This is a genomic window from Luteimonas endophytica (genome assembly GCF_029887875.1).
Classification (GTDB): Bacteria; Pseudomonadota; Gammaproteobacteria; order Xanthomonadales; family Xanthomonadaceae; genus Luteimonas; species Luteimonas endophytica.
The window spans coordinates 47,659-69,871 of sequence record NZ_JARXRM010000043.1; the positions used below are offsets into that span (position 1 = coordinate 47,659).

The window sequence follows — 22,213 nt, forward strand, 5'->3', positions numbered from 1 at the left end:
TCAGCCCAGCAGACCACGCACCTTGCGCAGCGCGGCCGCGAAGGCGTCGATCTCGTCGTGGGTGTTGTAGAACGCGAGCGAGGCGCGGCAGGTCGCCGCGACGCCATAGAACTGCAGCAGCGGATGGGCGCAGTGCTGGCCGGAACGGATGGCGATGCCTTCCAGGTCGAGCAGGGTCGCCAGGTCGTGCGCGTGGGCGCCATCGACCAGGAACGCGACCACCGCCGCCTTGTCCGGTGCGCTGCCGAGGATGCGCAGGCCATCGATGTCGCCGAGCGCCTCGGTCAGGTGCGCCAGCAGCTCCCCCTCGCGCGCTTCCACCGCGTCCATGCCCAGCGCGGCCAGGTAGTCGACCGCGGCGCCCAGGCCGACGAAGCCGGCGATGTTCGGGGTGCCGGCCTCGAACTTGTGCGGCGGATCGTTGAACACGGTGCCCTCGAAGCTCACCTCGCGGATCATCTCGCCGCCGCCGATGAACGGCGGCATCGCTTCGAGGTGTTCGCGCCGCGCCCACAGCGCGCCGGTGCCGGTCGGTCCGCACATCTTGTGACCGGTGAAAGCGTAGAAGTCGCAACCGAGCGCCGCGATGTCGACCCTGCGGTGCGGGACCGCCTGCGAGCCGTCGACCACGGTGACGATGCCGCGCCTGGCCGCCTCGCGGCAGATCGCCCGCACCGGGTTCACGGTGCCGAGCAGGTTGGAGACGTGGGCCACCGCCAGCAGCTTCACCTCCGGGGTCATCGCCGCGTGCAGCGCATCGAGGTCCAGGGTGCCGTCCGGCCGGATCTCGGCGACCCGCACGGTGGCGCCGGTGCGTTCGGCCACCAGCTGCCAGGGCACGATGTTGGCATGGTGCTCCATCCGCGAGACCAGGATCGCGTCGCCCGGCCCGAGCCGCGGTAGCGCCCAGGAATAGGCGACCAGGTTGATGGCGAAGGTGGTGCCGCTGCACAGCACCAGCTCGTCGGCGCGCACGTTGAGGAACCGCGCCAGCCTGCGGCGGACGTCCTCGTAGGCTTCGGTGGCCTCGCTGCCGAGCTGGTGCACCGCGCGGCTGACGTTGGCGTTGTAGCGGCGGTAGTAGCCGTCCATCGCCTCGATCACCGCGGCGGGCTTCTGCGAGGTGTTGGCGTTGTCGAAATACACCAGGGGTCGGTCGTGCACCGCACGGTGCAGCAGCGGGAAGTCGGCGCGCACCCGGGCCCAGTCGATGGAGCCGGCGTCCGTCGGCGCGACGGCAGCAGCGGGCTGCGGCGCGTTCACGGCGCCGCCAGCGCGGCCAGGGCGCGGTCCAGGTGGGCCTCGAGCGCATCGCCGGCGCCTTCGACCGCCGCCAGCGGCTCGCGCGCGAACGCGGCGGTCAGCAGGGTCCGCGCCTCCGCGGCGGGCAGGCCGCGGCTGCGCAGGTAGAACAGCGCGTCCTCATCGAGCCGGCCGACGGTGGCGCCATGGGCTGCCTGCACCTCGTCGGCATGGATCACCAGCACCGGTTGGGTGTCGATCTCGGCACCCTCGGACAGCAGCAGGTTCTTGTTCGACAGCCGCGCGTCGGTACCGTCGGCCCCGGCGTGGATGGTGATCCCGCCATGGAACACGGCGCGTCCACGGCCGGTGCCGATGCCTCGCCACAGCAGGGCGCAGGAGGTGTCGCGGGCCAGGTGTTCGATGCCCAGCCGGGTATCCAGGTGCCGGCGGCCCCCGGCCAGCAACACGCCGTTGGCGGCGAGGCGCGCGCCCGCGCCGACCAGCCTGACATCGAGTTCGTGGCGCGACAGCGCGCCGCCGAGTTCGAGGTCGACGCGCGCGTAGTGCGCCGCGGCGGCCAGGGTGGCGCCGGTGCGCAGGAACGAGCTGGCGCCGTCGGCCCCGGCCTGGATGCGCGCATGCTGCAGGCTCGCGCCTTCGCCGAGCTCCAGGGCCAGGAGCGCGTTGTCGAGATGCCGGTGGGCCCCGGCGGAGAGGTGGTGCTCGACCATGCGCAGTTGCGCGCCATCGCCCAGGCGGATGGCGTGGCGCAGGTGCCAGGCCAGCTCGCGGTCGCCCTGCGGCGCGCCAACGAACACCAGGTGCACCGGCGAGTCCGGGCGCGCGCCCGCGGCGACTTCGAGCGTCAGCCCGTCCTCCGCCAGCGCCAGCGCGAGCCGGGCGAAGACCGCGTCGCTGCGCTGGAACCGGCCGCCCTCGTCCGCCGCGTCTGCAGCGCCGGTGGCCAGGGACACTCCCGCCGGCAGCGCCGACAGATCGGACAGGGCCTGGTCGTGACGGCCGTTGACGAACACCAGCCGCGGCGCGGGGATTCCGGCCAGCACCGCGGGGTCGACCGCCGGCGCGGCCGCGCCGGTGTCGAACCGGCGCCGCTCCAGCGCACGCAGCGGCGTGTATTTCCAGGCCTCGCTGCGCGGCCCGGGCAGGCCGTCGCGCAACGCGGCGTCTAGCATGGCCCGGCGGGCGCCGTCGCCATCGAAACCGGTGGCCAGCGAGTCGAGCAAGGCGCTCATGCGGCCTCCGGCGCGATCCGGTTCTCGAGCCAAGCGTAGCCGTGCTCTTCCAGGCGCAGCGCCAGTTCCGGGCCGCCGCTCTCGACGATGCGGCCGTCGGCCAGCACGTGGACCAGGTCCGGCTCGATGTAGTCGAGCAGCCGCTGGTAGTGGGTGATCACCAGGAACGCGCGGTCGGCGGAGCGCAGCGCGTTGACGCCTTCGGCGACGTTCTTCAGCGCGTCGATGTCGAGGCCCGAGTCGGTCTCGTCGAGGATCGCCAGCTTCGGCTCCAGCACCGCCAGCTGGAAGATCTCGTTGCGCTTCTTCTCGCCCCCGGAGAAGCCTTCGTTGACCCCGCGGTGCAGCAGCCGGTCGTCCAGGTGCAGGGTGGCGAGCTTCTCGCGGACCAGCTTGAGGAACTGCATCGAATCGAGCTCTCCCTCGCCGCGCACCTTGCGCTGGGCGTTGAGCGCGCTGCGCAGGAAGTAGGTGTTGTTCACCCCGGGGATCTCCACCGGGTACTGGAAGGCGAGGAAGACGCCCGCTGCGGCGCGCTCCTCCGGCGCCAGTTCGAGCAGGTCGCGACCCTCGAACTGCACGCTGCCGGAGACGATCTGGTAGCCCTCGCGCCCCGCCAGCACGTTGCCCAGCGTGGACTTGCCGGCGCCGTTCGGGCCCATGATGGCGTGCACCTGGCCGGGCCGCACGTCGAGCGAGAGGCCCTTGAGGATGTCCCGTTCGCCGATCCGGACGTGGAGGTTGTCGATCTTGAGCATGGGGGTTCGCTGTCGTTTGAATGGTGATTGGGGAAGTGTTTCGCGATGACTCGAAATTGGTGATTCGCGGATGGATCGGACGGCGGGGGGAGGGGAGGCTCTGCGAATCACCAATCACCAATCCCCAGTGACGACGCCTAGCCCACGCTGCCCTCGAGGCTGACTTCCAGCAGCTTCTTCGCCTCGACCGCGAACTCCATCGGCAACTCGCGGAAGACCTGCTTGCAGAAGCCGTCGACGATCAGGCTCACCGCATCTTCCTGGGAGATGCCGCGCGCGCGGCAGTAGAACATCTGGTCGTCGGAGATCTTGGAGGTGGTGGCCTCGTGCTCGACGGTGGCGCCGGGGTGCTTCACCTCGATGTAGGGGAAGGTGTGGGCACCGCACTGCTTGCCGATCAGCAGGCTGTCGCACTGGGTGTGGTTGCGCGCGCCGTGGGCGTTGCGCTCCACCTTGACCAGGCCGCGGTAGGTGTTCTGGCCGCGCCCCGCGCTGATGCCCTTGCTGACGATCTTCGACTTGGTGCGCCTGCCGATGTGGATCATCTTGGTGCCGGTATCGGCCTGCTGGCGGTGGTGGGTGAGCGCGACCGAGTGGAATTCTCCGGTCGAGTCGTCGCCGATCAGCACGCAGCTCGGGTACTTCCAGGTGATCGCGGAGCCGGTCTCGACCTGGGTCCACACCACCTTGCTGCGCGCCCCGCGGCACTCGGCGCGCTTGGTGACGAAGTTGTAGATCCCGCCGCGGCCCTCCTCGTCGCCGGGGTACCAGTTCTGCACGGTCGAGTACTTGATCTCGGCGTCCTCGAGCGCGACCAGCTCGACCACCGCGGCGTGCAGCTGGTTCTCGTCGCGCATCGGCGCGGTGCAGCCTTCGAGGTAGGAAACGTGGGAGCGTTCCTCGGCGACGATCAGGGTGCGCTCGAACTGGCCGGTATGGCCGGCGTTGATCCGGAAATAGGTCGACAGCTCCATCGGGCAGCGCACGCCCTTGGGAATGAACACGAAGCTGCCGTCGGAGAACACCGCGGAGTTGAGCGCGGCGAAGTAGTTGTCGCCGGTGGGCACCACGCTGCCCAGGTACTTCCTCACCAGCTCGGGATGCTCCTGGATCGCCTCGGACATCGAGCAGAAGATCACGCCCTTTTCGGCCAGCTCCTTCTTGAAGGTGGTGCCGACCGAGACCGAATCGAACACCGCGTCCACCGCCACGCCCGCGAGTTTCGCGCGCTCGTGCAGCGGCACGCCCAGCTTGTCGTAGGTGTCCAGCAATTCCTGCGGCACGTCGTCCAGGGACGCGTACTTCGGCCCCTTCGGCGCGGCGTAGTAGCTGATCGACTGGAAGTCGATCGGGGCGATGCGCAGCTTGGCCCAGCGCGGGACCGGCATGGTCAGCCAGTGCCGGTAGGCGGCCAGGCGCCATTCGGTCATCCACTCCGGCTCGTTCTTCTTGGCCGAAAGGGCACGGATCACGTCCTCGTCCAGCCCCGGCGGCAGCGAGTCGGACTCGATGTCGGTAACGAAGCCCGCGGCGTAGCCGCGGCCGAGCTGTTCGTGGATCTCGCGATTGCTGACGGGTTCGATGATTTCGGTGGCCATGGTGTCGGGGCTGCCTACGTGTTCGTGTCTCATGGGAGCGGGCGCGTCCGGCTGGATCCGCGCGCCGGCCGGCGCCGGTGCTGGAGCCGGCTCCGCGCTATGTGGGAGGTGCGAGGCGGGCGGCGATGCGCCTCGCCCCGATGTTGGGAGGGGGAGGGACCCCGGCGCCGTCGAGCATCTGCGCCAGGCTGACGCCGCGCAGGGCCTCGGCGACCACGTCGTTGATCCGGCGCCAGTTGGCGCGCACGCCGCATTGGTGGGAAATGCCGCACTGGTCGCCGTCGAGGCTGCATTCGGTCATCGCCAGGGGCCCTTCCATCGCCTCGACGATCTCGATCAGGCTGATCGCCGCAGCCGCGCGCGACAGCCGATAGCCGCCGTGGGCGCCGCGGAAACCCTCCACCAGGCCGGCCTGCGCCAGCGGCTTGAGCAGCTTGCTGACGGTAGGGGTCTCCAGCCCCGCCCGCTCGGCCAGCTCGGACGCGCTGAGCACGGCGTCTGGCCGTGCGGCGAGCACGGTCAGGACGACGGTGGCGTAGTCGGTGAGGCGGGTGACGCGCAGCATGGCGGGGGCGGTCCTGAAAACGTACCGAAATTGTACGCTTTCCTGCGCCGGCGGCCAAGCCATGATGCCGGGACAACGCGCCGATCTGGAGCTGCTCGGCCGGTTCGTTCAGATCCGCGCCTCTCTTGGGCCTCGGTCGCACGAATGCGCTGGGAACGGCGTGGATGGGCGCGTGGGCTTCGGAGCCAGCGGCGCCCGGGCCGGGGAAGGCTCCCCGGCGGAGTCGGGCCATCCATGGGCCGATCCGCCGCCGCAGGCCCGTGCCGCTACGCGGCCCGGTCCGGCCCGGCGCAGCGCGCCGGGCGTTCGCACGGGCCGCGCGGCAGTGCCGCGCAAGGGGCCCGTGCTCACCCATGGCCTGCTGTCCGCCTCCGGCCCGGACGCCGCGTTGGCGATTCACTGTCGGATGCCTGGTATCCATTTCCTCCGAAGCCCATCGACGCGAAAGCCGGAGACGTGCCGGGGGCGTTGCGCAGAGCAGGCCATGGATGGCCTGCGGCCCTGACTCCGGCCATGGATGGCCGGACGGAAGGGCGGAGCAATACCCCCGGCGCGGCTGGCGCCCCGCACAGCAGGGCGAAGGCGCTCTTGAAGAACCCAACCCCAGGAGCGGCTGTTCGCTGTCGCTGGCCCGTGGCGACGGTGACGGACCCCTTCATCGGGTGGAGCGCCTGGCGTCCCCGGCACGGCTCGCGCTCCGCGAAACTTCCCTCGAGCAGCCGATCGATGCCGTGCCCCGTGGCGACGGTGGAGAACCTCTCCAACGGGCGCCGCCCGGGGGCGACCCTCCCGAAGTCCGGACACTCGCATTGGCGAACCGGCCGCGCTTGCACCACAATGCCGGCTTCTTTCGCAGACTGTCGCAACCGATGCCCAAGCAGAAGAAGGCAAGGAAGAAGATCGAAGCCCGCCTCTCGCCGATCCACGGCAACGGCGTCTTCGCCACCGAGGCGATCGCCAAGGGCGAGCGGGTGATCCGCTACAAGGGCAAGCTGCGCACCCACGAGGAGGTCGATGCGGAGTACGGCGACATCGACGAGGACGGCCATACCTTCCTCTTCACCCTCAACGACGACTACGTCATCGACGCCAACGTCGAGGGCAACGTCGCGCGCTGGATCAACCACAGTTGCGAGCCCAACTGCGAGGCGGTGGTCGAGGAGGACGACGAGTCCCGGCCGCACAAGGACAAGGTGTTCATCGAGGCCATCCGCGACATCCGCGCCGGCGAGGAACTCACTTACAACTACGGCATCACCCTGGACGAACGCCACACCCCGAAGCTCAAGAAGCTCTGGGGTTGCCGCTGCGGCGCGAAGACCTGCACCGGGACGATGCTGCAGCCCAAGCGCTGAGCGCCCGCGCGCCCGCCCCTGCCGGAGCCGCCGCCGTCGCGGCCCGGCGGTGCGCGAAGGCGCAAAAAGGTTGCCATGACTAATATCAGTCGGACCGGCGCCGGGGCGCCGGTATCGTGCGCGGCATCGAAGCGCGATGCGCTTCCCGAAAGGACCCCATTCATGCCCTGTGCGCGCCTGGCCGCCGTCTTCCTGTCGCTGGCCGGTGCCGCCCTGCCGGCCGGTGCCGTCGAGATCGACGGCCGCGTCGCCCCCGGAGAGTGGGAGGGCGCCCACCGCGTCACCGATTTCCGCAAGGTTCAGCCGCTCAATGGCGAACCCGCCTCGCATCCGACCGAAGCCTGGGTCCTCGCCGTTCCCGATGGCCTGGCGGTGGCCTTCCGCAACGTCCAGCCGGCCGGGGTGCCCCGCTCCCGCGAGCGGCTGCCGCGCGATTTCCAGGCCCAGGTCGATCGCGTCAACCTGATGGTCGACTTCGACGGCGGCGGCCGCACCGGCTACAACTTCACCGTCAGCGCAACCGGCGATGTCTACGACGCCGTGATCACCGCCGGTGGCGGCTTCAACAGCGATTGGGACGGTAGCTGGCGCAGCGCCGTCACCGAGCATGCCGAAGGCTGGGAGGTCGAGATGCTGGTGCCCTGGCACGTCGCGCCGATGCGCGGCGGGGAGGGCGAGACCCGCACCCTGCACGTCTACCTCGACCGCGTGATCGGCGCCAGCGGCGAACGCGTCGCATGGCCGGAGGCGAGCTTCGAGCGACCGCGGTTCCTCACCGAGTTCGCTCCCGTCGAGGTGCCCCGCTTCAGCCAGTCGCTGCTGGCGATCACCCCGTACTCGTCGCTGGTCTACGACAACGTCGCCGGACGCGGAGATCTCGAGGCCGGCGCCGACCTGTTCTGGAAACCCAGCGGGCAGTTCCAGCTCACCGCCACGGTGAATCCGGACTTCGGCCAGGTGGAAAGCGACGATCTGGTGGTGAACTTCAGCGCCACCGAGACCTTCTTCAGCGACAAGCGCCCTTTCTTCACCGAGAACCAGGGCCTGTTCGATTTCGCCACCCCGTCCGACGACAGCCAGCTGCTGTACACGCGCCGGGTCGGCGGACCGGCCGACGACGGCTCCGGGGCCGGCGACATCACCGCGGCGCTCAAGCTCAACGGCAACGCCGGAACGTCGCGCTACGGCCTGTTCCTGGCCGACGAGTCCGGCGCGGTCGGCCGCACGTTCGGTGCGCTGCGGCTCACCCACGATCTGGAGCGGCAGAACCTCGGGCTGATGCTGACCAGGGTCGAGCGGCCGTTCCTGGATCGCCAGGCCACGGTGCTGGGCGTCGACCAGGACTGGCGCCCCACCGCCAGCCTGAGCGTGCGCACCCGCCTGCTGGGCAGCCGCATCGACCAGGATGGCGCGACCACGCGTGGCGGCGGCATCACTTCCTACGCCGACTACGAGATGCACGGCGGCTGGCGCCAGCAGTGGATGGCGATGCACTTCTCCGACGAGCTGCAGATCAACGATTTCGGCTATCTCTCGCGCAACGACCTCAACTACGCCCACTGGCAGGTCTCGCGGCGCCTGGCCTCGCTGCCGGCGGCCTCGCGCTACTCCGCGCACGACTGGCGCGCGCGTGTCTCGACCACCCGCAACGACGGCGGCGAGCGGCTGTACGACCAGCTGCGGATCATCCGCAGCAGCAGGCTGCGCGACGGCAGCGAAGAGTACGCCCAGATCAACGTCAACGGTGCCGGGGTCGACGACCTGCTGACCCGCGGCCACGGTTCGCTGCGGCTGCCGCCGCGGGCCACCGCCTACTACGAGTACTCGCGGCCGCGCCGCGGTGCCTGGGCGCACGAGGTCGAGGTCGAGGTGTTCGGCGGTGGGCTGTCAGGCAACCGCCGGCTCGGGCATTTCCTGAGCTACGCGCCGACCCTGCACGTCAACGACCGCCTGAATCTGGTCGCAGGCCTGGCCATCGAGCGCATGCCGGACTGGCTGGTGTGGCAGCGCGAGAACCTGGTGGGCAGCTTCTCGGAGCGCAGCCTGGAGCTGGAGGCGGGAGTGAACTGGACCCTCGCCGAGCGCCAGGAGCTGCGGGTGAAGCTGCAGGCGCTGGCGCTGGACGCGCGGCTGCGCCAGGCGTACAGGGTCGAGGGCGGCCGCGCCCTGGCCAGCGAGGATCCGGTCGACGATTTCGCCGTGCGCACGCTGGGATTCCAGGTGCGCTATCGCTACGAGATCGCGCCGCTCTCGTACCTGTACGTGGTCTATGCGCGCGGGGGCTACGAGCAACTGCCGCACGCCGAAGACGTCGGCGGGCTGCTCGGCGACGCCTTCCGGCTGCGCGACGACGAGCAGCTGCTGGTCAAGTTCAGCTATCGCTTCGCGCGATGATGTGGCGGTGCGCGGGCGTCGGTTCGGCCCGAGGCCCGCTCAGGGCTGCAGTTCGCGCAGCTGCGCCGAGGCGATCCGCCAGGATCGCTGTTGCGCGCTCGCGCCGTCGACGACCGCGCGGCGCAGGGTGTAGGCGCCGACCTGACGGGTGACGGCGCCGCCGGCGTCGCGGGTCGTCACGCTGACCGGGATCTCGACGTAGCGCGAGCCCGCCGCGCCTTCCACCGGACCGGGTGCACCGACACTCACGCTGATCCGCGCGGCCCCGGCGAAGGCGCTGGCGAACTGCTCGGGCGTCTGACCGCTGCTGCGGCCGCCATCGGACCAGAGCGCATAGGCGCGCGCGTAATCCCGCGCGTCGAGCGCGGCGTAATAGTCCCGCAGTACCGCGGTCGCCGCTTCCGCTTCCATCGGCGGCGTGGCGGCGGCGTCCTCCCGGCGGCCAGCCACCGCTTCGGCGGCGGTGTCGGGGAAGATCACTCCGGTGTCGGTACCGGCCTGCGCCAACCCGGTCTCGGGATTGTCCTCCAGCGGCGGAAGCAGCGATGTCGCGTCCCCCGGTCGCAGCGGCTCGATCGCGGCGGGCGCCGGCTGGCCGATGGTCGCCGACGCCCCCGGGCCGGGTTGGTCGGGCATGCCGGTGACGCCGCCCGCGGCGCTGGCGGGTGCCGGCAACGGCTCACCGGCCGGGGAAGCGGGGCCGGTGCCGGGCGGGGCGGGTTCGCTGCCGTCGCTGCAGCCCAGCAGCACTGCGAAGCACACGGCGGGAGCGATCGTCAGGGCGATGCGGCGCATGGCGTGGACCGGGTCGAGCGGGAGGCCTGCGGGAGCCTACCCGGCGGCGATGAACGCGCGGTTAGCGTTCCCCGGAGGGCAGCGTCAGCGCCACCCGGCCGGGGCGCAGCCACGCCAGCAGCATCCCGAGCGTGGCCATGGCGACGAAATCGAAGGCGACCTGGCGCAGCATCAGCGACAGCGGCAGCGGCTGGCCCACATAGGCGAGCAGGTGCCAAGGGACGAACGACACCAGCGCCACGGCGATGCCGAAGCGCAGGCCTGTCCCGAATCGCACCTCTTCGGTGTCGTGGAGGCGCCGATACAGCCAGGTCATCGAAAAGCCGATCAGCAGGTAGGCGGCCACGATCCAGCCGAAGCGCGCATTGGCCTCGGGCTGGCTGCGGTAGAGCGGCGCGAGCGCCAGGTAGTCCCCGCGCAGCACCACGCCATGGACCAGGAACCCCGACAGCAGCGCGGCCATCGCCACCACCAGTCCGCAGACCCAGAAACGCTTGTCCATCTGCCGCTCCGCGGGATGCGCCGCCGCGCCCTGGTCCCATGCTAACGCCGGGCCGGTGACGGGTCGATGCCGCGGCCGGCCGCGCGGCGTTCGCGGCCGTGCGCCGGGCCGGCTCGCCGCTTCGCTCAGTCGCCGTCGGTGGCCGCGCCGGCGGGCGTGTCGGCCGCCGCGGCACGCAGCAACGGCAGCGGGTCGTAGGCGCCGCCGGCCCCGTAGATCCCGTAGTGCAGATGCGGGGAGGTGCCGCGCGCATTGCCGGTATCGCCGACCGTGCCGAGCACGCTGCCGGGCCAGACCACCTCGCCCGGGGCCAGGGCCGGCGCCCAGGCGTCGAGGTGGGCGTAGTAGTGGCGCTCGCGCGCCGGCCCCAGCACCCAGACCTGGCGCCCGCCGAGCCCGCTCTGGCGCACTGCGCCGACGATGCCGGGGGTCGCGCTGAGCACCTCGGTCCCGCGCGGCGCGAAGATGTCCACCCCTTCGTGGCGGCGGTCCGCGCCGCGCGGGGCGCCGAACGTGTCGGCCACGCGTGCCGCCGCCACGCCGCGCACCGGCATCGCCAGCGACGCCGGTGGCGGCATCCGCGCCAGCCTCCAGCCCATCCTTGCGCGCTCCATGAACGGCTGCTGCCAGGCCCAGGCGCCGGCGTATGCGGCGGCGACCAGCAGCAGCGCCCAGATCGACAGGCGCATGGCCGCCGCGCGGTAGTCGTGCTTCGGTGCTGCTGTCGGGCCGGTCACTCGCCGAGGCTAGCGGCCCGGCGGTGAACCGGCCGTCGCGGAGAAGGCCTTCAGCCGGCCCGCAACTGGCGTTCGAGCCCGGCCTTCAGCGACTCGTCCAGCCCGAGCTGGCGGGCCAGTTCGTCGAGATAGGCGCGTTCCATGTAGTTCTGCTCGTCCGCCACCATCAGGCTGGCCAGATACATTTCCGAGGCGATCTCGGGGGTGGCGCCGGCGCGCGCGACCTCGGCCGGGTCGAGCGGCTTCTCGAGCTCGGCATGCATCCAGCGCTGCAGGTCGGCGTCGCCGGCGAGGCGGCGGAACTCGCCCTCGATGGTCTCGCGTTCGCGCGCGTCGATGTGGCCATCGGCCTTGGCCGCGGCCACCACGGCCTTGAGGATCGCCTCGCTGTGTACCTCGGCCTGCGGCGGCGGCAGCCGGTCCACGGTCTGCGGTTCCGGCGCGGAGGTCTGCTGCTGGCGCTGGTACTCGCCGTAGGCGCGATAGGCCATCACCCCGATCGCCGCCAGCCCGCCGTAGGTGGCCAGCTTGCGGGTGGTGCGGTTGCGGCCGAGCAGCAGCCCGAGCATGCCGCCGCTGACGGCGCCCTTGCCGAAGTCGGATTCGAGCACGCCCTTGCGGTCGCCGCTGGAGCCGCCGGGCAGGTTGGATTTGAGCAGATGGTCGAGAAATCCCTGGAGTTGCATCGTCGTATCCGGAGGGGTTGTCGTATCCCGCGAAACGGGACGGAAGGGTTCAAAGAAAAGGCCGGGCGCTCCTGCGGAGCGGACCGGCCCTTTCGATCATGCCCGGAAGCGGAGCGTTCCGGGCCTCGCCGCGATCAGGCGGCGGCGTCCTTGAGCTTCTTCAGCGGGCGCACCTTGACCTTCACCGAGGCCGGCTTGGCGGCGAACCACTGCTCTTCCTTCGTGAAGGGGTTGATGCCCTTGCGCTTGGCCTTGGCGGGAACCTTGACGGCGGTGATCTTCAGCACGCCCGGCAGGGTAAAGGTGCCGGCGCCCTTCTTGCTGACCGAGGCGGCGATGGTGCCTTCGAGCGCGGCCATCACGGCGCGCACGTCCTTGGCGGCGACGCCGGAGGTGTCGGCAATGTGGGCCACAAGGCCGGACTTGCTCAGGGACTCCTTGATCGGCTTCTGGGCGGTCGGCTTGGCAGCCGCCTTCTTCGGGGCAGCGGCTTTCTTGACCGCCTTTTTCGCTTTCTTCGCCATGTTTCCTGTTCCGTGATGGATGAATGTAGGTGGGCCGGACATCGCCCGGCACACGGAATGTAGGGCATGCGCGCGCTGCCGCCAATAGGAAAACGCAAAAAAACTAGGGTTTTTTCGCCTGCGGCCGACCTGCAGGATCCATGCCCGGCCCCGGGCGGCGAGGCGGCCAGCGCCACCAGCAGCCCGCGAGCAGGAGCGCGAACGCGCTGTAGGCGGCCACGAACACCCACCACTGCGCCTCGAAGAAGATCAGCCTCGACAGCCAGTGCTGGACGAAGGACTCGCCGTAGCTGACCTGCCCCGCATGGCTTCGCAGCGCCTGCTCCCAGACGGTCAGCGGACACAGCCGCCCCAGCCAGGCTTGCGCGGCGATCCCGACCATCAGTGCCAGATGCACGATCCGGAATCCGCGATGGCGCACCCAGCGCCAGCCGAGCGGCCCGCCGGCCAGGATCCCCAACGCGCCGACCACCACGAAGGCGACGATGGCCGCGTGCGCGGCCAGGACCGCATCGGCGAGCAGTGCGGCGAACCCGGCGCTCATGCCCGCACCGGCGCCCGGCCGCGACGAGCCGCCGCCTGCGCCTGGAAGCGGAGGAGCGGGTGGAACGCCGTTGCGGCGCTTGCCGAGGTCGGCGGATCGCCTGGGAAGCCGAGGGTCGTCACCGGCGCATTATCGCCCGATCGAAGACCTTCGCCGGGAACTGGGCCGCATCGCGGCAGCGGCCCCGGACTACAGTTTGGGCGACTGCCGCCGTTATCCCGGGGGCAGCGTTCACGATCGTTTCCCCCGGATGGTGAACAATGAGGTCCCGCCATTCACCACGGGGGGGATGGGCACAGATGAGCAGGTACCGGCAAACGGCAGCGGGTGGCCGCCTCCACGGGCGCGGCCGGGCCGTTGGCTTCACGCTGGTGGAGCTGATGTTTGCCGTGTCCATTGCCGTAGTGATCTCAATGCTGGCGATTGGTCAATTCACCGAGCACATCGAGCATTCGAGGGTCGAGGCAGCCAAGGCGGATATCCTGATGATCTCCATGGACATCCAGCGCTATCGCAACGACCACGGGACCCTGCCGGGCTCGCTGGTGGATGTAGGCCGTGGCGGTTATCTGGATCCATGGAAGAACCCCTACCACTACCAAGATCTCACCGGCAAGGGCGCCAAGGGCAAGGCGCGGAAAGATAAACGGCTCAATCCGCTCAATTCCGACTTCGACCTCTTCAGCGCCGGCAAGGACGGCGTGTTCAAGACCCAGGTCGACAACAAGGACAGCCTAGACGACGTCATCCGCGCGCGCGACGGCTCGTTCATCGACCTGGCGGAAAAGTTCTGAGCCCATGCACCCGCCGTCCGGCCCGCGGATGAAGCGCGTCTTCCTGGCCACGCGCTTCGGCCGGCGCATCTTCCTGATGTTCTGCCTGGCGGCGCTGGTGCCGGCGGTCGCCGTGTTCTGGATGACCTGGCGCGCCTCGACCGCCAACGCCGAGGCGTCCGCGATGCGCGGATTGCACCAGGCCAACAAGAGCTACGCCCTGGGCGTGTTCCAGCGTCTGTATACCGCGCGCCAGGCGCTGGCCGCGGCCGAACCGGAGGTGCTGGGGGAGGGGGAAGGCGGCGAAGTGCTGTCGATGTTCTTCAGCGACGTGGTGGTGTTCGAAGCGCCCGACCACGGGCTCCTGCTCCCGTCCGGCCGGTTCCGGCAAGGGCTGCGCGACGCCGGCATCCCGCCGCGTTCCGAAGTGATGGTGCTCGCGCCGGAGGTGGCCGGCCGTGCGCACGACGTGGTCCTGCTCAGGCGTATTCCCGGCAGCGGGCAGGGCACCGTGATCGCCGGGCGCCTGGACCGCGCCTACCTATGGGGAAATCCCGAGGAGATCGGCAACGCGGTGCGCATCTGCGTGGAGGCAGCGGGCGGGGCACGGCTGTTCTGCGGCGGTGAGCGCGAACCCGGGGGTGACGGCGCGCGCCGCGTCGAAACCGAATGGACCCTGTTCATCAAGCCGCAGTTCGACGCGCCCGACTGGATCTTCACCGCCACCACCGAGGCGCCGGGTGCGCTCGCGCACTATCGGCGGCTGGTGGCGCCGGTCATGGTGGGGATCCTGCTGTTGGCGATGCTGCTCAGTTCGCTGCAGATCCGTCGCGTGGTCGGCCCGCTGGAAGTGCTGCTCGGCAGGATCCGCGCGTTCGGCGGGGGCGGGCCGCGCATCGGCGCCGCGGAGAAGGACGAGTTCGGGCTGCTGTCGGATACCTTCGACGACATGCGCGCCCGCATTACCCAGCAACTGGACACCCTGAGGATCCTGTCGGAAATCGACCATCTGATCCTGGCCCGGGTCCCGCTCGAGGAGGTGATCGAGCTCGTGATCGCCAGGATCGCGGAGGTCACCGACGGCGCCGGTGTCTGCGTGCTGCTGTCTCGACCCGAGGATGGCCAGGGCGGCAGGTGCCATGGGCGCGCGCGCGGCGCGGACCGGAGCACGGAGGTTCCGGTGGCGGAGGTGCCGCCGGCGCTGCGACGCATGTCGCCGCGGGCCGGGGCCCCCGGAGCGGTGCTGGAAGCGGGGGAACTCGGACCTGCCGCGCCGCTGCGCGAAGGCGATGCCGGGCGCGCCGAATCGCATGTGTGGGCGATCGCCCTCGGCGGCGAGGGCGAAACCCGCATCTGGCTGCTGCTCGGTCGCCAGGACGATAGCCGGCTGGCGGAACATCTGCAGGGGCAGGTGCGCGACCTGGCCGAACGCATCGCCGTTGCGGCCGCGTTCGTGAAGCACCAGGACCTGCTGCTCTACCAGGCCAGGCACGACCTGCTCACCGGGCTGCCCAACCGGCTGGCCACCTTCGAGGCGCTCGCCGAAGCCATCGAGGCGGCGCGGCCGTCGGCCCAGGCCTTCGCCGTGGCCTTCGTCGACCTCGACCGCTTCAAGGCGATCAACGACGGCCTGGGCCACGCGCTGGGCGACGACATCCTGGTCCAGAGCGGGGAGCGGATCCGCGCCAGCCTGGGCCCCGGGGATTTCGTCGGCCGGTTCGGGGGCGACGAGTTCTTCCTGATCCTGCGGGGCGCGTCGCGGCCGGACGCGGTGGTCGCGGCGATGGCGCGGGTGGACGAGGCGTTCGCGCGGCCGATCGTGGTCGGCCATCGCGAATTCCACCAGCGCTTCAGCGCCGGGGTTGCGTTCTTCCCGCGCGACGGGGTGGACGCCGGCGTACTGGTACGCAATGCCGACGTGGCGATGTACCGGGCCAAGCAGACCGGCGGCGCACGCACCGCGTTCTTCGAGACCGAGATGAACCGGCGCGCGGAAGCGCGCGTGCAGATGGAGAACGAGCTGCGCGTGGCGATCCAGGAGGGACAGATCGAGCTGCACTACCAGCCGCGCGTGGACAGCCGCGACGACCGCATCATCGGGGTCGAGGCGCTGGCGCGCTGGATGCACCCGAACCGCGGCATCGTCCCGCCCGACGAGTTCATCGGCCTGGCGGAGGAATGCGGGCTGATCGAGCCGCTGGGCAAGCTGGTGCTCGACAAGGCCTGCCGGCAGATGGCCGAGTGGCAGCGCATGGGCTTCGATCTGGGGGTGGTGGGCGTCAACATCTCCGGCCACCAGCTGCGCTCCGGGCGCCTGCGCGACTACGTTCGCGAAGCGATCGCGGCCAACGGGATCGCCCCCGCACGCCTGGAGCTGGAGGTCACCGAGACCATGCTGGTGCTGGACAGCGATTCGGGAATGGCGCAGCTGCAGGCGATCCGCGAGCTCGGGGTGAAGGTGGCGATCGACGATTTCGGCACCGGCTATTCGTCGCTGGCGTACCTGACCCGCCTGCCCAGCGACACCCTCAAGATCGATCGCGCGTTCGTGATCGACCTGCTGGAGGGCGATCCTGCGGTGGAGGCCGTGGTGCGCTCGATCATCGCCATCGCCCGCGACCTGGGCAAGGGCGTGGTGGCAGAAGGCCTGGAATCGATGGAGCAGGTGCGCATGCTGGGCGCGTGGGGCTGCCACGTGATCCAGGGCTACGTGTACGCCCGCCCGCTGACCGCGAACGGAATCACCGGGATCCTGCTCAACGGCGGGATCGTCACCCCGGCCGGAACGCTGGAATCGGTCGCGATGCCGGGCGCCTGAGCGGCGCGACCGACGCTGCTCAATCCTCCTCCTGCCGCGGCCGCCAGCCCTCGGTCAGCCGCTGCTGCACCTGCGGCGGCACCGGTTCGTAGTGGCTGAAATCGATCGCGTAACGCCCGCGCCCGGCGGTGACGGACTTCAGCTCGGCCGCGTAGCCTTCCAGCTCCGACAGCGGCACCTGGGCCTTGACCACGATCTCGCCGCCCCGGGTCGCGTCGGTGCCGTTGATGCGCGCGCGCTTGCCGGCCAGGCCGCCGCTGATGTCGCCCATGTGTTCTTCCGGCGCGTGCACCTCGAGGTCGACGATCGGCTCGAGCACCTGCGGCCGGGCCCTGGCCACCGCATCCAGGAACGCCTTGCGGCCGGCGGCGACGAACGCCACTTCCTTGCTGTCGACCGGATGGTGCTTGCCGTCATGCACCGTCACCCGCAGGTCCTGTATCGGATAGCCGGCCACCGCGCCGCTGCGCAGCACCTCGCGCACCCCCTTCTCGACCGCCGGGATCAGCTGCCCCGGGATCACCCCGCCCTTGACCTCGTCGGCGAACTCGAAACCGGCGCCGCGCGGCAGCGGTTCTACCCGCAGGAACACCTCGCCGAACTGCCCGGCGCCGCCGGTCTGCTTCTTGTGGCGATGATGGCCCTCGGCGGCGGCGCCCACGGTCTCGCGGTACGCGATCCGCGGCGGCCGGGTCTCCACCGCGATGCCGTGGCGCTCGCGCAGGCGCTCCAGGTGGATGCGCAGGTGCAGGTCGGACAGGCCGTGGATCACCGTCTCGTTGGTCTCGACCTCGTGTTCGACCCGGAAACAGGGATCCTCCTCGGCCATCTTGTGCAGCGCGTTGGCGAGCTTCTGCTCCTGGCCGCGGCTGCCGGCCTCGATCGCCAGGCCGAACATCGGCCGCGGGAACTCCAGCGGCGCCAGGTGAATGTGGTCTTCGTCGTGGCTGTCGTGCAGCACCGCGTCGAAGTGCAGTTCGTCCACCTTGGCGACCGCGGCGATGTCACCGGGCACCGCATGCTCGATCTCGATGTGGTCCTTGCCGTGCACCCGGAACAGGTGGCCGACCCTGAAAGGCTTGCGGCCATCGTCGACGAACAGCTGCGTCTCCCTGCGCACCGTGCCCTGGTAGACGCGGAAGATGCCGAGCTTGCCGACGAACGGATCGTGGACGATGCGGAACACGTCGGCGACCACGTGGGCGTCCGGATCGGGCGAGAGCACGAGCGGGGCGGCGTCCGCACCGCTGCCCTTGAGGAACTGCGGCGGGTTCGCCTCGCCCGGATGCGGGAACAGCTTCGCCGCGGCGTCGAGCAGATCGCGCACGCCGGTGCCGGTTCGCGCGGAGACGAAGCAGACCGGGATCAGGTGGCCCTCGCGCAGGCACTGCTCGAATGCGTCGTGCAGCTGCTCCCCGGACAGCGCCTGCTCGCCCTGGTCGAGATAGCGGTCCATCACAGACTCGTCGATCTCCACCACCTGGTCGAGGATCCGCTGGTGCCAGTCGGCCACCGCGCCGAGGTCGCTGTCGCCGCCGTCCCGGCCGAAGCAGTCGACCACCCTGGTAGCGCCGCCCGCCGGCAGGTTGAGCGGCAGCACCTCCGCTCCGAACTCCTCGCGCAGGTCGGCGAGGACCCGGGCGCAGTCCGCGTCCTCGGCGTCGATGCGGTTGATCACCAGCGCCCGGCAGCGCCCGCGTTCGGCGGCCCGCTCCATCAGCCTGCGGGTGCCGTATTCGACCCCGGCCGCGGCATCGACCACGATCGCCACGGTCTCCACCGCGGCCAGGGCCGCCAGGGCCGGGCCGCGGAAGTCCGGGTAGCCGGGGGTGTCGATGAGGTTGAGGTGCACCTGCTGGCCGCCGCCAGGCGCGTGGTCGACGCTGGCGATGGCGGCGTCGATGGAGTGGCCGCGCGCCTTCTCCAGCGGATCGTGGTCGGAGACGGTGTTGCCGCGCTCGATGCTGCCTGCCGCCTGCATGGCCCCGCCGGCGTGCAGCAGCGCCTCGAAGAGGGTGGTCTTGCCGGCGCCCGGGTGCCCGGCGAGGGCGATGTTGCGGATCTGCGCTGTCGAATACGGCATGTGGCCGTTCCTCCCTGGCTGGGTGCTGGAAGTGGCCGTCATGGCTGTCCGCGGGGGAGCGCTGCCGTCCGAGCGGCGCTCGGCGGGCGGTCATGGCGGGAAGGCACAGTAACGCCTGCCCGAACGCAGCGTCCCGTTGCATCGCAGCAAACCAGACGCGGGGCTAACGCGCGGGTCGCTACCCTGCCGTGAACGGCTCGGGGATCCACCGGGCCGCGTTTCCGCATCGACCGATGGAGAACACGATGGGCATTTCGCGCAAGGCCACCGCACGCTGGGAAGGCGATCTCAAGTCCGGCCGGGGCAGCCTCAGCACCCCGCAGAGCGGGCTGATGGACGGCACCCGGTACGGGTTCAACAGCCGCTTCGGCGACGAGAAGGGCACCAACCCCGAGGAACTGATCGCCGCGGCGCACGCCGGCTGCTTCAGCATGGCGCTGGCGGCGGCGCTCACCGAGGCCGGCCACCCGCCGGACAGCATCGACACCAGCGCGCAGGTCGACCTGTCCATGGACGGCGGCCCCACGCTGACCGCGATCCGGCTGAAGACCAGGGCGACCGTGCCCGGCATCGACGCCACCCGGTTCCGCGCCATCGCCGACGACGCCAAGCAGAACTGCCCGGTGTCCAAGGCGCTGTCCGCGGTGCCGATCGAACTGGAGGCGGAGCTGCTGGGCTGAACCAGGCCGGCCCGAGCGGCGGATCCTCCGCTGAGGGTCGATGCGAGGTGGCGGGCCCGTCCTGCACGCGATTGCCGGTAGTGGCGGCGGTCGGCATAGTGGTCGTTTTCGGACACGGGGAACTCGCATGCGCCATACGCTGACCGCCCTGGCCGTGGCCGCCGGTCTGACCGCGGCGACCGCGCAAGCCGCGGACCTGCGCCTGCTCGCGGCCGCGAAGGTCCACACCTCCGATCCGGCGCTGGCCGACGCGAATGCGATGGTCTGGGACGGTGACGGTCGGATCGTGGCGGTGGGACGCGCGGAGGCGCTGCGCAGCCAGCATCCGGATGCGGAAGTGCTGGATCTCGGCGACGCCGTGGTGGTGCCCGGCCTGATCGACGCGCATGCCCACCTGATGAACCTCGGGCGGGCCCTGCTGAGCGCGGACCTGGCCGGCGCCCGCAGCAAGGACGAGGTGATCGAGCGGCTGCGCGCCTATGCCGCCGACCTGCCGGAGGGCGCATGGCTGCGCGGGCGAGGCTGGGACCAGAACCTGTGGCCGGACAAGGCCTTCCCGACCGCGGCCGACCTGGACCAGGCGTTCCCGGACCGGCCGGTGTGGCTGGACCGGGTGGACGGCCATGCCGGCTGGGCCAACGGCGCGGCGCTGCGCGCCGCCGCCGCGCGCGAGGGCGCCCGGGACCTGCGCGGCGACTGGCAGCCCGACGGTGGCCGCATCGTGCGCACGGACGGCGAACCGACCGGGGTCTTCGTCGACGCGGCGATGGCGCTGGTGGAGGCGGCGGTGCCGGCCGACGGCGGCGCGAGCGCCGAGGAGGCGCTGCAGCGTGCGCTGGCGGCGGCGGTGCGCAACGGCCTGACCGGCGTGCACGACATGGGCGTTTCGCGCGAGGAACTCGCGCTGTTCCGGCGCTTCGCCGACGCCGGCCGCCTGCCGCTGCGGATCAGCGCCTACGCCGACGGCGACGGTCCCGCACTGGACGACCTGTGCACGGACGGACTGTACCGGCACCCGCAGGGCCGCCTGCGGATGGAGGGCGTGAAGCTGTACATGGATGGCGCGCTCGGCAGCCGTGGCGCCGCGCTGCTGGAGGACTACAGCGACGAGCCCGGCAACGACGGCCTGCTGCTCACCGAGCCTGCGGCGCTCGCCGCGGTGGTGAACAAGGCGCGCGACTGCGGCGTGCAGGTCGCCACCCACGCGATCGGCGACCGCGGCAACCGCATCGTCCTGGACACCTACGCGGCCGCGCTCGGCGGCCGCGCCGGCGGCGACCACCGCTGGCGCGTCGAACACGCCCAGGTGGTGGCGGCCGGCGACATTCCGAGATTCGCCGAGCTCGGCCTGATCGCCTCGATGCAGCCGACCCACGCCACGTCGGACATGCCCTGGGCGGAAGACCGCGTCGGTCCGGACCGCCTGGCCGGCGCCTACGCCTGGCGCCGATTCCTGGATGCCGGAGTACCGCTGGCGCTGGGTTCGGACTTCCCGGTGGAGTCGGTCGACCCGCGGCTCGGCCTGTACGCGGCGGTGACGCGCCAGGACCGCGACGGCCGTCCGCCCGGCGGCTGGCTCGCGGACCAGAAGCTCGAAGCGGGCGAGGCGCTGCACGGCTTCACCGCCGCGGCCGCGCACGCGGGCCGCGCGGAGCAAGAGGTGGGCCGCCTCGCCCCCGGCATGCGCGCAGATTTCGTGGTCCTCGCCGCCGACCCGCTGGCGCTGGCGCCTGCGGCACTGGACGAGGTGCGGATCCTCTCCACCTGGGTCGACGGGACCCCGGTCTACGAGGCGGAGTAGCGCCCGCGCCTGTCGGCGGGCGACCAGTCGATCTCGCCGTGCACCACGCTGACCGCGTGGCCGCCGGACCAGATCTCGCCGTCGGGATCGACCTGCAGCTCCAGGGTGGCGTCGTAGCCGACCTCGCGGCCCTGGCTGGCGCGGTAGCGCCCGCCGCTGCCGGGCAGCGCGTCGCGCGCGGCCAGCCATGCGGCGAGGGTGGCGTTGGCGGCACCGGAGGCGGCGTCCTCGAAGCGTGCCGGCGCGCCCACCCAGGCGCGCACCGCGAGCTCGTAGGCGGCGCCCTCGTCGGCGCGGGCGAACACGCACAGGCCCATGCTCGCGGTCGACTCGGCCAGCAGGCCGATCGCGTCCCAGTCCGGCGTCGCGCGCCGCAGGGTCGCCTCGTCGGCCAGTTCCGCCAGCCACCAGCGTCGGCCGCCGTCCATCAGCACCGGCGGCAGCCGGCCCGGCAGCAGGCCATCGAGCACATGGCGCAGGCGCCGGTCGCCGCGGTTGCTGGTCTCGAGCACGCGTGCGCGCGGCGTGCGCACGGCGATCGTGCGCGCGGCACCCTGGCCGGCCACCCGCAGCGGCAGCACGCCGGCGAGGCCTTCCTGGCGCAGCAGGCCATCGCGCGGTGCGATGCGTCCCGCCTCGAGCAACGCATGCGCGGTGCCGACGCTGGGATGGCCGGCGAACGGCACCTCGCGGCGCGGGCTGAACATGCGGATGCGATAGTCGGCGTCGGCGCTGGTCGGCGCGAACACGAAGGTGGTCTCGGGCAGGCGCGTCCATCGGGCGACGGCCTGCATGGTGTCGTCGTCCATGCCATCGGCATCGAACACGACCGCGAGCGGATTGCCGGCGCCGGGGCGGTCGGCGAACACGTCCAGCTGCACGAAGCGACGTGAGGTCATGGGGGAGGGGAGCGGTGGGGATCGCGCAGCTTAGCAATCGGAGCGGCGCGCATCACGGCTTCGCGGTCCGCGCGGCGACCGGAACCGTTGGCGCAGGATCGAATGCGGAACGCGGCTGGCCGGTGGGGCTGCCGCGGCCGCGGCGGCGCGATGCCGCGACGGATGGGGCCGGGGGGCGCGGCTGCGTCTACAATGCCGGGCTT

The 22,213-nt window shown here is 71.2% G+C and carries 19 protein-coding genes; 6 read left to right on the plus strand and 13 right to left on the minus strand.

The window, feature by feature from the left end; all coding sequences use genetic code 11:
* The 5 genes from QFW77_RS13685 to QFW77_RS13705 all read right to left on the minus strand — a co-directional run bounded on the left by QFW77_RS13685 (position 1) and on the right by QFW77_RS13705 (position 5,419).
* Complete coding sequence (locus tag QFW77_RS13685; RefSeq protein WP_280575327.1) at positions 1-1,263, minus strand: cysteine desulfurase; 1,263 nt, start codon at positions 1,261-1,263, stop codon at positions 1-3.
* Positions 1,260-2,498: a Fe-S cluster assembly protein SufD gene (gene sufD, locus QFW77_RS13690; RefSeq protein WP_280575328.1), complete on the minus strand. Its 1,239-nt coding sequence runs from the start codon at positions 2,496-2,498 to the stop codon at positions 1,260-1,262. Before sufD ends, QFW77_RS13685 begins: the two co-directional genes overlap by 4 nt.
* A complete protein-coding gene (gene sufC / locus QFW77_RS13695; RefSeq protein WP_280575329.1) occupies positions 2,495-3,256 on the minus strand; it encodes a Fe-S cluster assembly ATPase SufC in 762 nt (253 codons plus the stop codon). Before sufC ends, sufD begins: the two co-directional genes overlap by 4 nt.
* 137 nt (positions 3,257-3,393) lie before the next feature.
* Positions 3,394-4,854, minus strand: a complete 1,461-nt coding sequence (gene sufB, locus QFW77_RS13700) for a Fe-S cluster assembly protein SufB (protein ID WP_280575594.1) — start codon at positions 4,852-4,854, stop codon at positions 3,394-3,396.
* Between the two features lie 97 nt (positions 4,855-4,951).
* Positions 4,952-5,419 (minus strand): SUF system Fe-S cluster assembly regulator, encoded by a 468-nt coding sequence (locus QFW77_RS13705; protein WP_280575330.1) that lies wholly within the window; start codon positions 5,417-5,419, stop codon positions 4,952-4,954.
* 869 nt (positions 5,420-6,288) lie between these two features.
* On the opposite strand from QFW77_RS13705, the gene QFW77_RS13710 reads away from it, so the two are divergent.
* Positions 6,289-6,774 (plus strand): SET domain-containing protein, encoded by a 486-nt coding sequence (locus tag QFW77_RS13710; protein ID WP_280575331.1) that lies wholly within the window; start codon positions 6,289-6,291, stop codon positions 6,772-6,774.
* Positions 6,775-6,936: 162 nt separating this feature from the next.
* The gene (locus QFW77_RS13715; protein WP_280575332.1) at positions 6,937-9,168 is read left to right on the plus strand and encodes a DUF5916 domain-containing protein; all 2,232 of its coding nucleotides are present in this window, start codon (positions 6,937-6,939) and stop codon (positions 9,166-9,168) included.
* 39 nt (positions 9,169-9,207) lie between these two features.
* Here the strand turns inward: QFW77_RS13715 and QFW77_RS13720 are convergent, their stop codons facing one another.
* The 6 genes from QFW77_RS13720 to QFW77_RS13745 form a co-directional block, all read right to left on the minus strand.
* Positions 9,208-9,963, minus strand: coding sequence for a hypothetical protein (locus tag QFW77_RS13720; protein ID WP_280575333.1), 756 nt, complete (start codon positions 9,961-9,963; stop codon positions 9,208-9,210).
* Between the two features lie 61 nt (positions 9,964-10,024).
* The gene (locus tag QFW77_RS13725; RefSeq protein WP_280575334.1) at positions 10,025-10,465 is read right to left on the minus strand and encodes a hypothetical protein; all 441 of its coding nucleotides are present in this window, start codon (positions 10,463-10,465) and stop codon (positions 10,025-10,027) included.
* Positions 10,466-10,590: 125 nt separating this feature from the next.
* Positions 10,591-11,154, minus strand: a complete 564-nt coding sequence (locus tag QFW77_RS13730; protein WP_280575595.1) for a M23 family metallopeptidase — start codon at positions 11,152-11,154, stop codon at positions 10,591-10,593.
* 98 nt (positions 11,155-11,252) lie between these two features.
* A complete protein-coding gene (locus QFW77_RS13735) occupies positions 11,253-11,888 on the minus strand; it encodes a tellurite resistance TerB family protein (RefSeq protein WP_280575335.1) in 636 nt (211 codons plus the stop codon).
* A gap of 134 nt (positions 11,889-12,022) precedes the next feature.
* Positions 12,023-12,412, minus strand: a complete 390-nt coding sequence (locus QFW77_RS13740) for an HU family DNA-binding protein (RefSeq protein WP_280575336.1) — start codon at positions 12,410-12,412, stop codon at positions 12,023-12,025.
* A gap of 103 nt (positions 12,413-12,515) precedes the next feature.
* On the minus strand, positions 12,516-12,956 hold the full coding sequence (locus QFW77_RS13745) for a DUF2784 domain-containing protein (RefSeq protein ID WP_280575338.1): 441 nt from the start codon (positions 12,954-12,956) through the stop codon (positions 12,516-12,518).
* Between the two features lie 299 nt (positions 12,957-13,255).
* Here QFW77_RS13745 and QFW77_RS13750 point away from each other — a divergent pair, with 299 nt between their 5' ends.
* Complete coding sequence (locus QFW77_RS13750) at positions 13,256-13,750, plus strand: hypothetical protein (RefSeq protein WP_280575339.1); 495 nt, start codon at positions 13,256-13,258, stop codon at positions 13,748-13,750.
* 28 nt (positions 13,751-13,778) lie between these two features.
* Entirely contained in the window at positions 13,779-16,547 is a 2,769-nt protein-coding gene (locus QFW77_RS13755) for a putative bifunctional diguanylate cyclase/phosphodiesterase (RefSeq protein ID WP_280575340.1), read from the plus strand.
* A gap of 19 nt (positions 16,548-16,566) precedes the next feature.
* Here the strand turns inward: QFW77_RS13755 and fusA are convergent, their stop codons facing one another.
* The gene (gene fusA / locus QFW77_RS13760) at positions 16,567-18,630 is read right to left on the minus strand and encodes an elongation factor G (RefSeq protein WP_280575341.1); all 2,064 of its coding nucleotides are present in this window, start codon (positions 18,628-18,630) and stop codon (positions 16,567-16,569) included.
* Positions 18,631-18,875: 245 nt separating this feature from the next.
* On the opposite strand from fusA, the gene QFW77_RS13765 reads away from it, so the two are divergent.
* Both QFW77_RS13765 and QFW77_RS13770 read left to right on the plus strand, forming a co-directional pair.
* Positions 18,876-19,310, plus strand: a complete 435-nt coding sequence (locus tag QFW77_RS13765; protein ID WP_280575342.1) for an OsmC family protein — start codon at positions 18,876-18,878, stop codon at positions 19,308-19,310.
* Positions 19,311-19,437: 127 nt separating this feature from the next.
* The gene (locus QFW77_RS13770; protein WP_280575343.1) at positions 19,438-21,111 is read left to right on the plus strand and encodes an amidohydrolase; all 1,674 of its coding nucleotides are present in this window, start codon (positions 19,438-19,440) and stop codon (positions 21,109-21,111) included.
* Here QFW77_RS13770 and QFW77_RS13775 read toward each other — a convergent pair.
* Entirely contained in the window at positions 21,096-22,010 is a 915-nt protein-coding gene (locus QFW77_RS13775) for a PhzF family phenazine biosynthesis protein (protein WP_280575344.1), read from the minus strand. The genes QFW77_RS13770 and QFW77_RS13775 overlap by 16 nt on opposite strands.
* Between the last annotated feature and the right edge of the window lie 203 nt (positions 22,011-22,213).

Excerpts from the sequence above, each read along its gene's own strand:
- fusA (WP_280575341.1), bottom strand. The coding sequence starts at position 18,630 with ATGCCGTATTCGACAGCGCAGATCCGCAACATCGCCCTCGCCGGGCAC.
- QFW77_RS13745 (WP_280575338.1), bottom strand. The coding sequence starts at position 12,956 with ATGAGCGCCGGGTTCGCCGCACTGCTCGCCGATGCGGTCCTGGCCGCG.
- QFW77_RS13730 (WP_280575595.1), bottom strand. The coding sequence starts at position 11,154 with ATGCGCCTGTCGATCTGGGCGCTGCTGCTGGTCGCCGCCGCATACGCC.
- QFW77_RS13720 (WP_280575333.1), bottom strand. The coding sequence starts at position 9,963 with ATGCGCCGCATCGCCCTGACGATCGCTCCCGCCGTGTGCTTCGCAGTG.
- QFW77_RS13765 (WP_280575342.1), top strand. The coding sequence starts at position 18,876 with ATGGGCATTTCGCGCAAGGCCACCGCACGCTGGGAAGGCGATCTCAAG.
- QFW77_RS13735 (WP_280575335.1), bottom strand. The coding sequence starts at position 11,888 with ATGCAACTCCAGGGATTTCTCGACCATCTGCTCAAATCCAACCTGCCC.
- QFW77_RS13710 (WP_280575331.1), top strand. The coding sequence starts at position 6,289 with ATGCCCAAGCAGAAGAAGGCAAGGAAGAAGATCGAAGCCCGCCTCTCG.
- QFW77_RS13740 (WP_280575336.1), bottom strand. The coding sequence starts at position 12,412 with ATGGCGAAGAAAGCGAAAAAGGCGGTCAAGAAAGCCGCTGCCCCGAAG.
- sufB (WP_280575594.1), bottom strand. The coding sequence starts at position 4,854 with ATGGCCACCGAAATCATCGAACCCGTCAGCAATCGCGAGATCCACGAA.
- QFW77_RS13755 (WP_280575340.1), top strand. The coding sequence starts at position 13,779 with ATGAAGCGCGTCTTCCTGGCCACGCGCTTCGGCCGGCGCATCTTCCTG.
- QFW77_RS13775 (WP_280575344.1), bottom strand. The coding sequence starts at position 22,010 with ATGACCTCACGTCGCTTCGTGCAGCTGGACGTGTTCGCCGACCGCCCC.
- QFW77_RS13750 (WP_280575339.1), top strand. The coding sequence starts at position 13,256 with ATGAGCAGGTACCGGCAAACGGCAGCGGGTGGCCGCCTCCACGGGCGC.
- sufD (WP_280575328.1), bottom strand. The coding sequence starts at position 2,498 with ATGAGCGCCTTGCTCGACTCGCTGGCCACCGGTTTCGATGGCGACGGC.
- QFW77_RS13705 (WP_280575330.1), bottom strand. The coding sequence starts at position 5,419 with ATGCTGCGCGTCACCCGCCTCACCGACTACGCCACCGTCGTCCTGACC.
- QFW77_RS13725 (WP_280575334.1), bottom strand. The coding sequence starts at position 10,465 with ATGGACAAGCGTTTCTGGGTCTGCGGACTGGTGGTGGCGATGGCCGCG.
- QFW77_RS13770 (WP_280575343.1), top strand. The coding sequence starts at position 19,438 with ATGCGCCATACGCTGACCGCCCTGGCCGTGGCCGCCGGTCTGACCGCG.
- QFW77_RS13715 (WP_280575332.1), top strand. The coding sequence starts at position 6,937 with ATGCCCTGTGCGCGCCTGGCCGCCGTCTTCCTGTCGCTGGCCGGTGCC.
- sufC (WP_280575329.1), bottom strand. The coding sequence starts at position 3,256 with ATGCTCAAGATCGACAACCTCCACGTCCGGATCGGCGAACGGGACATC.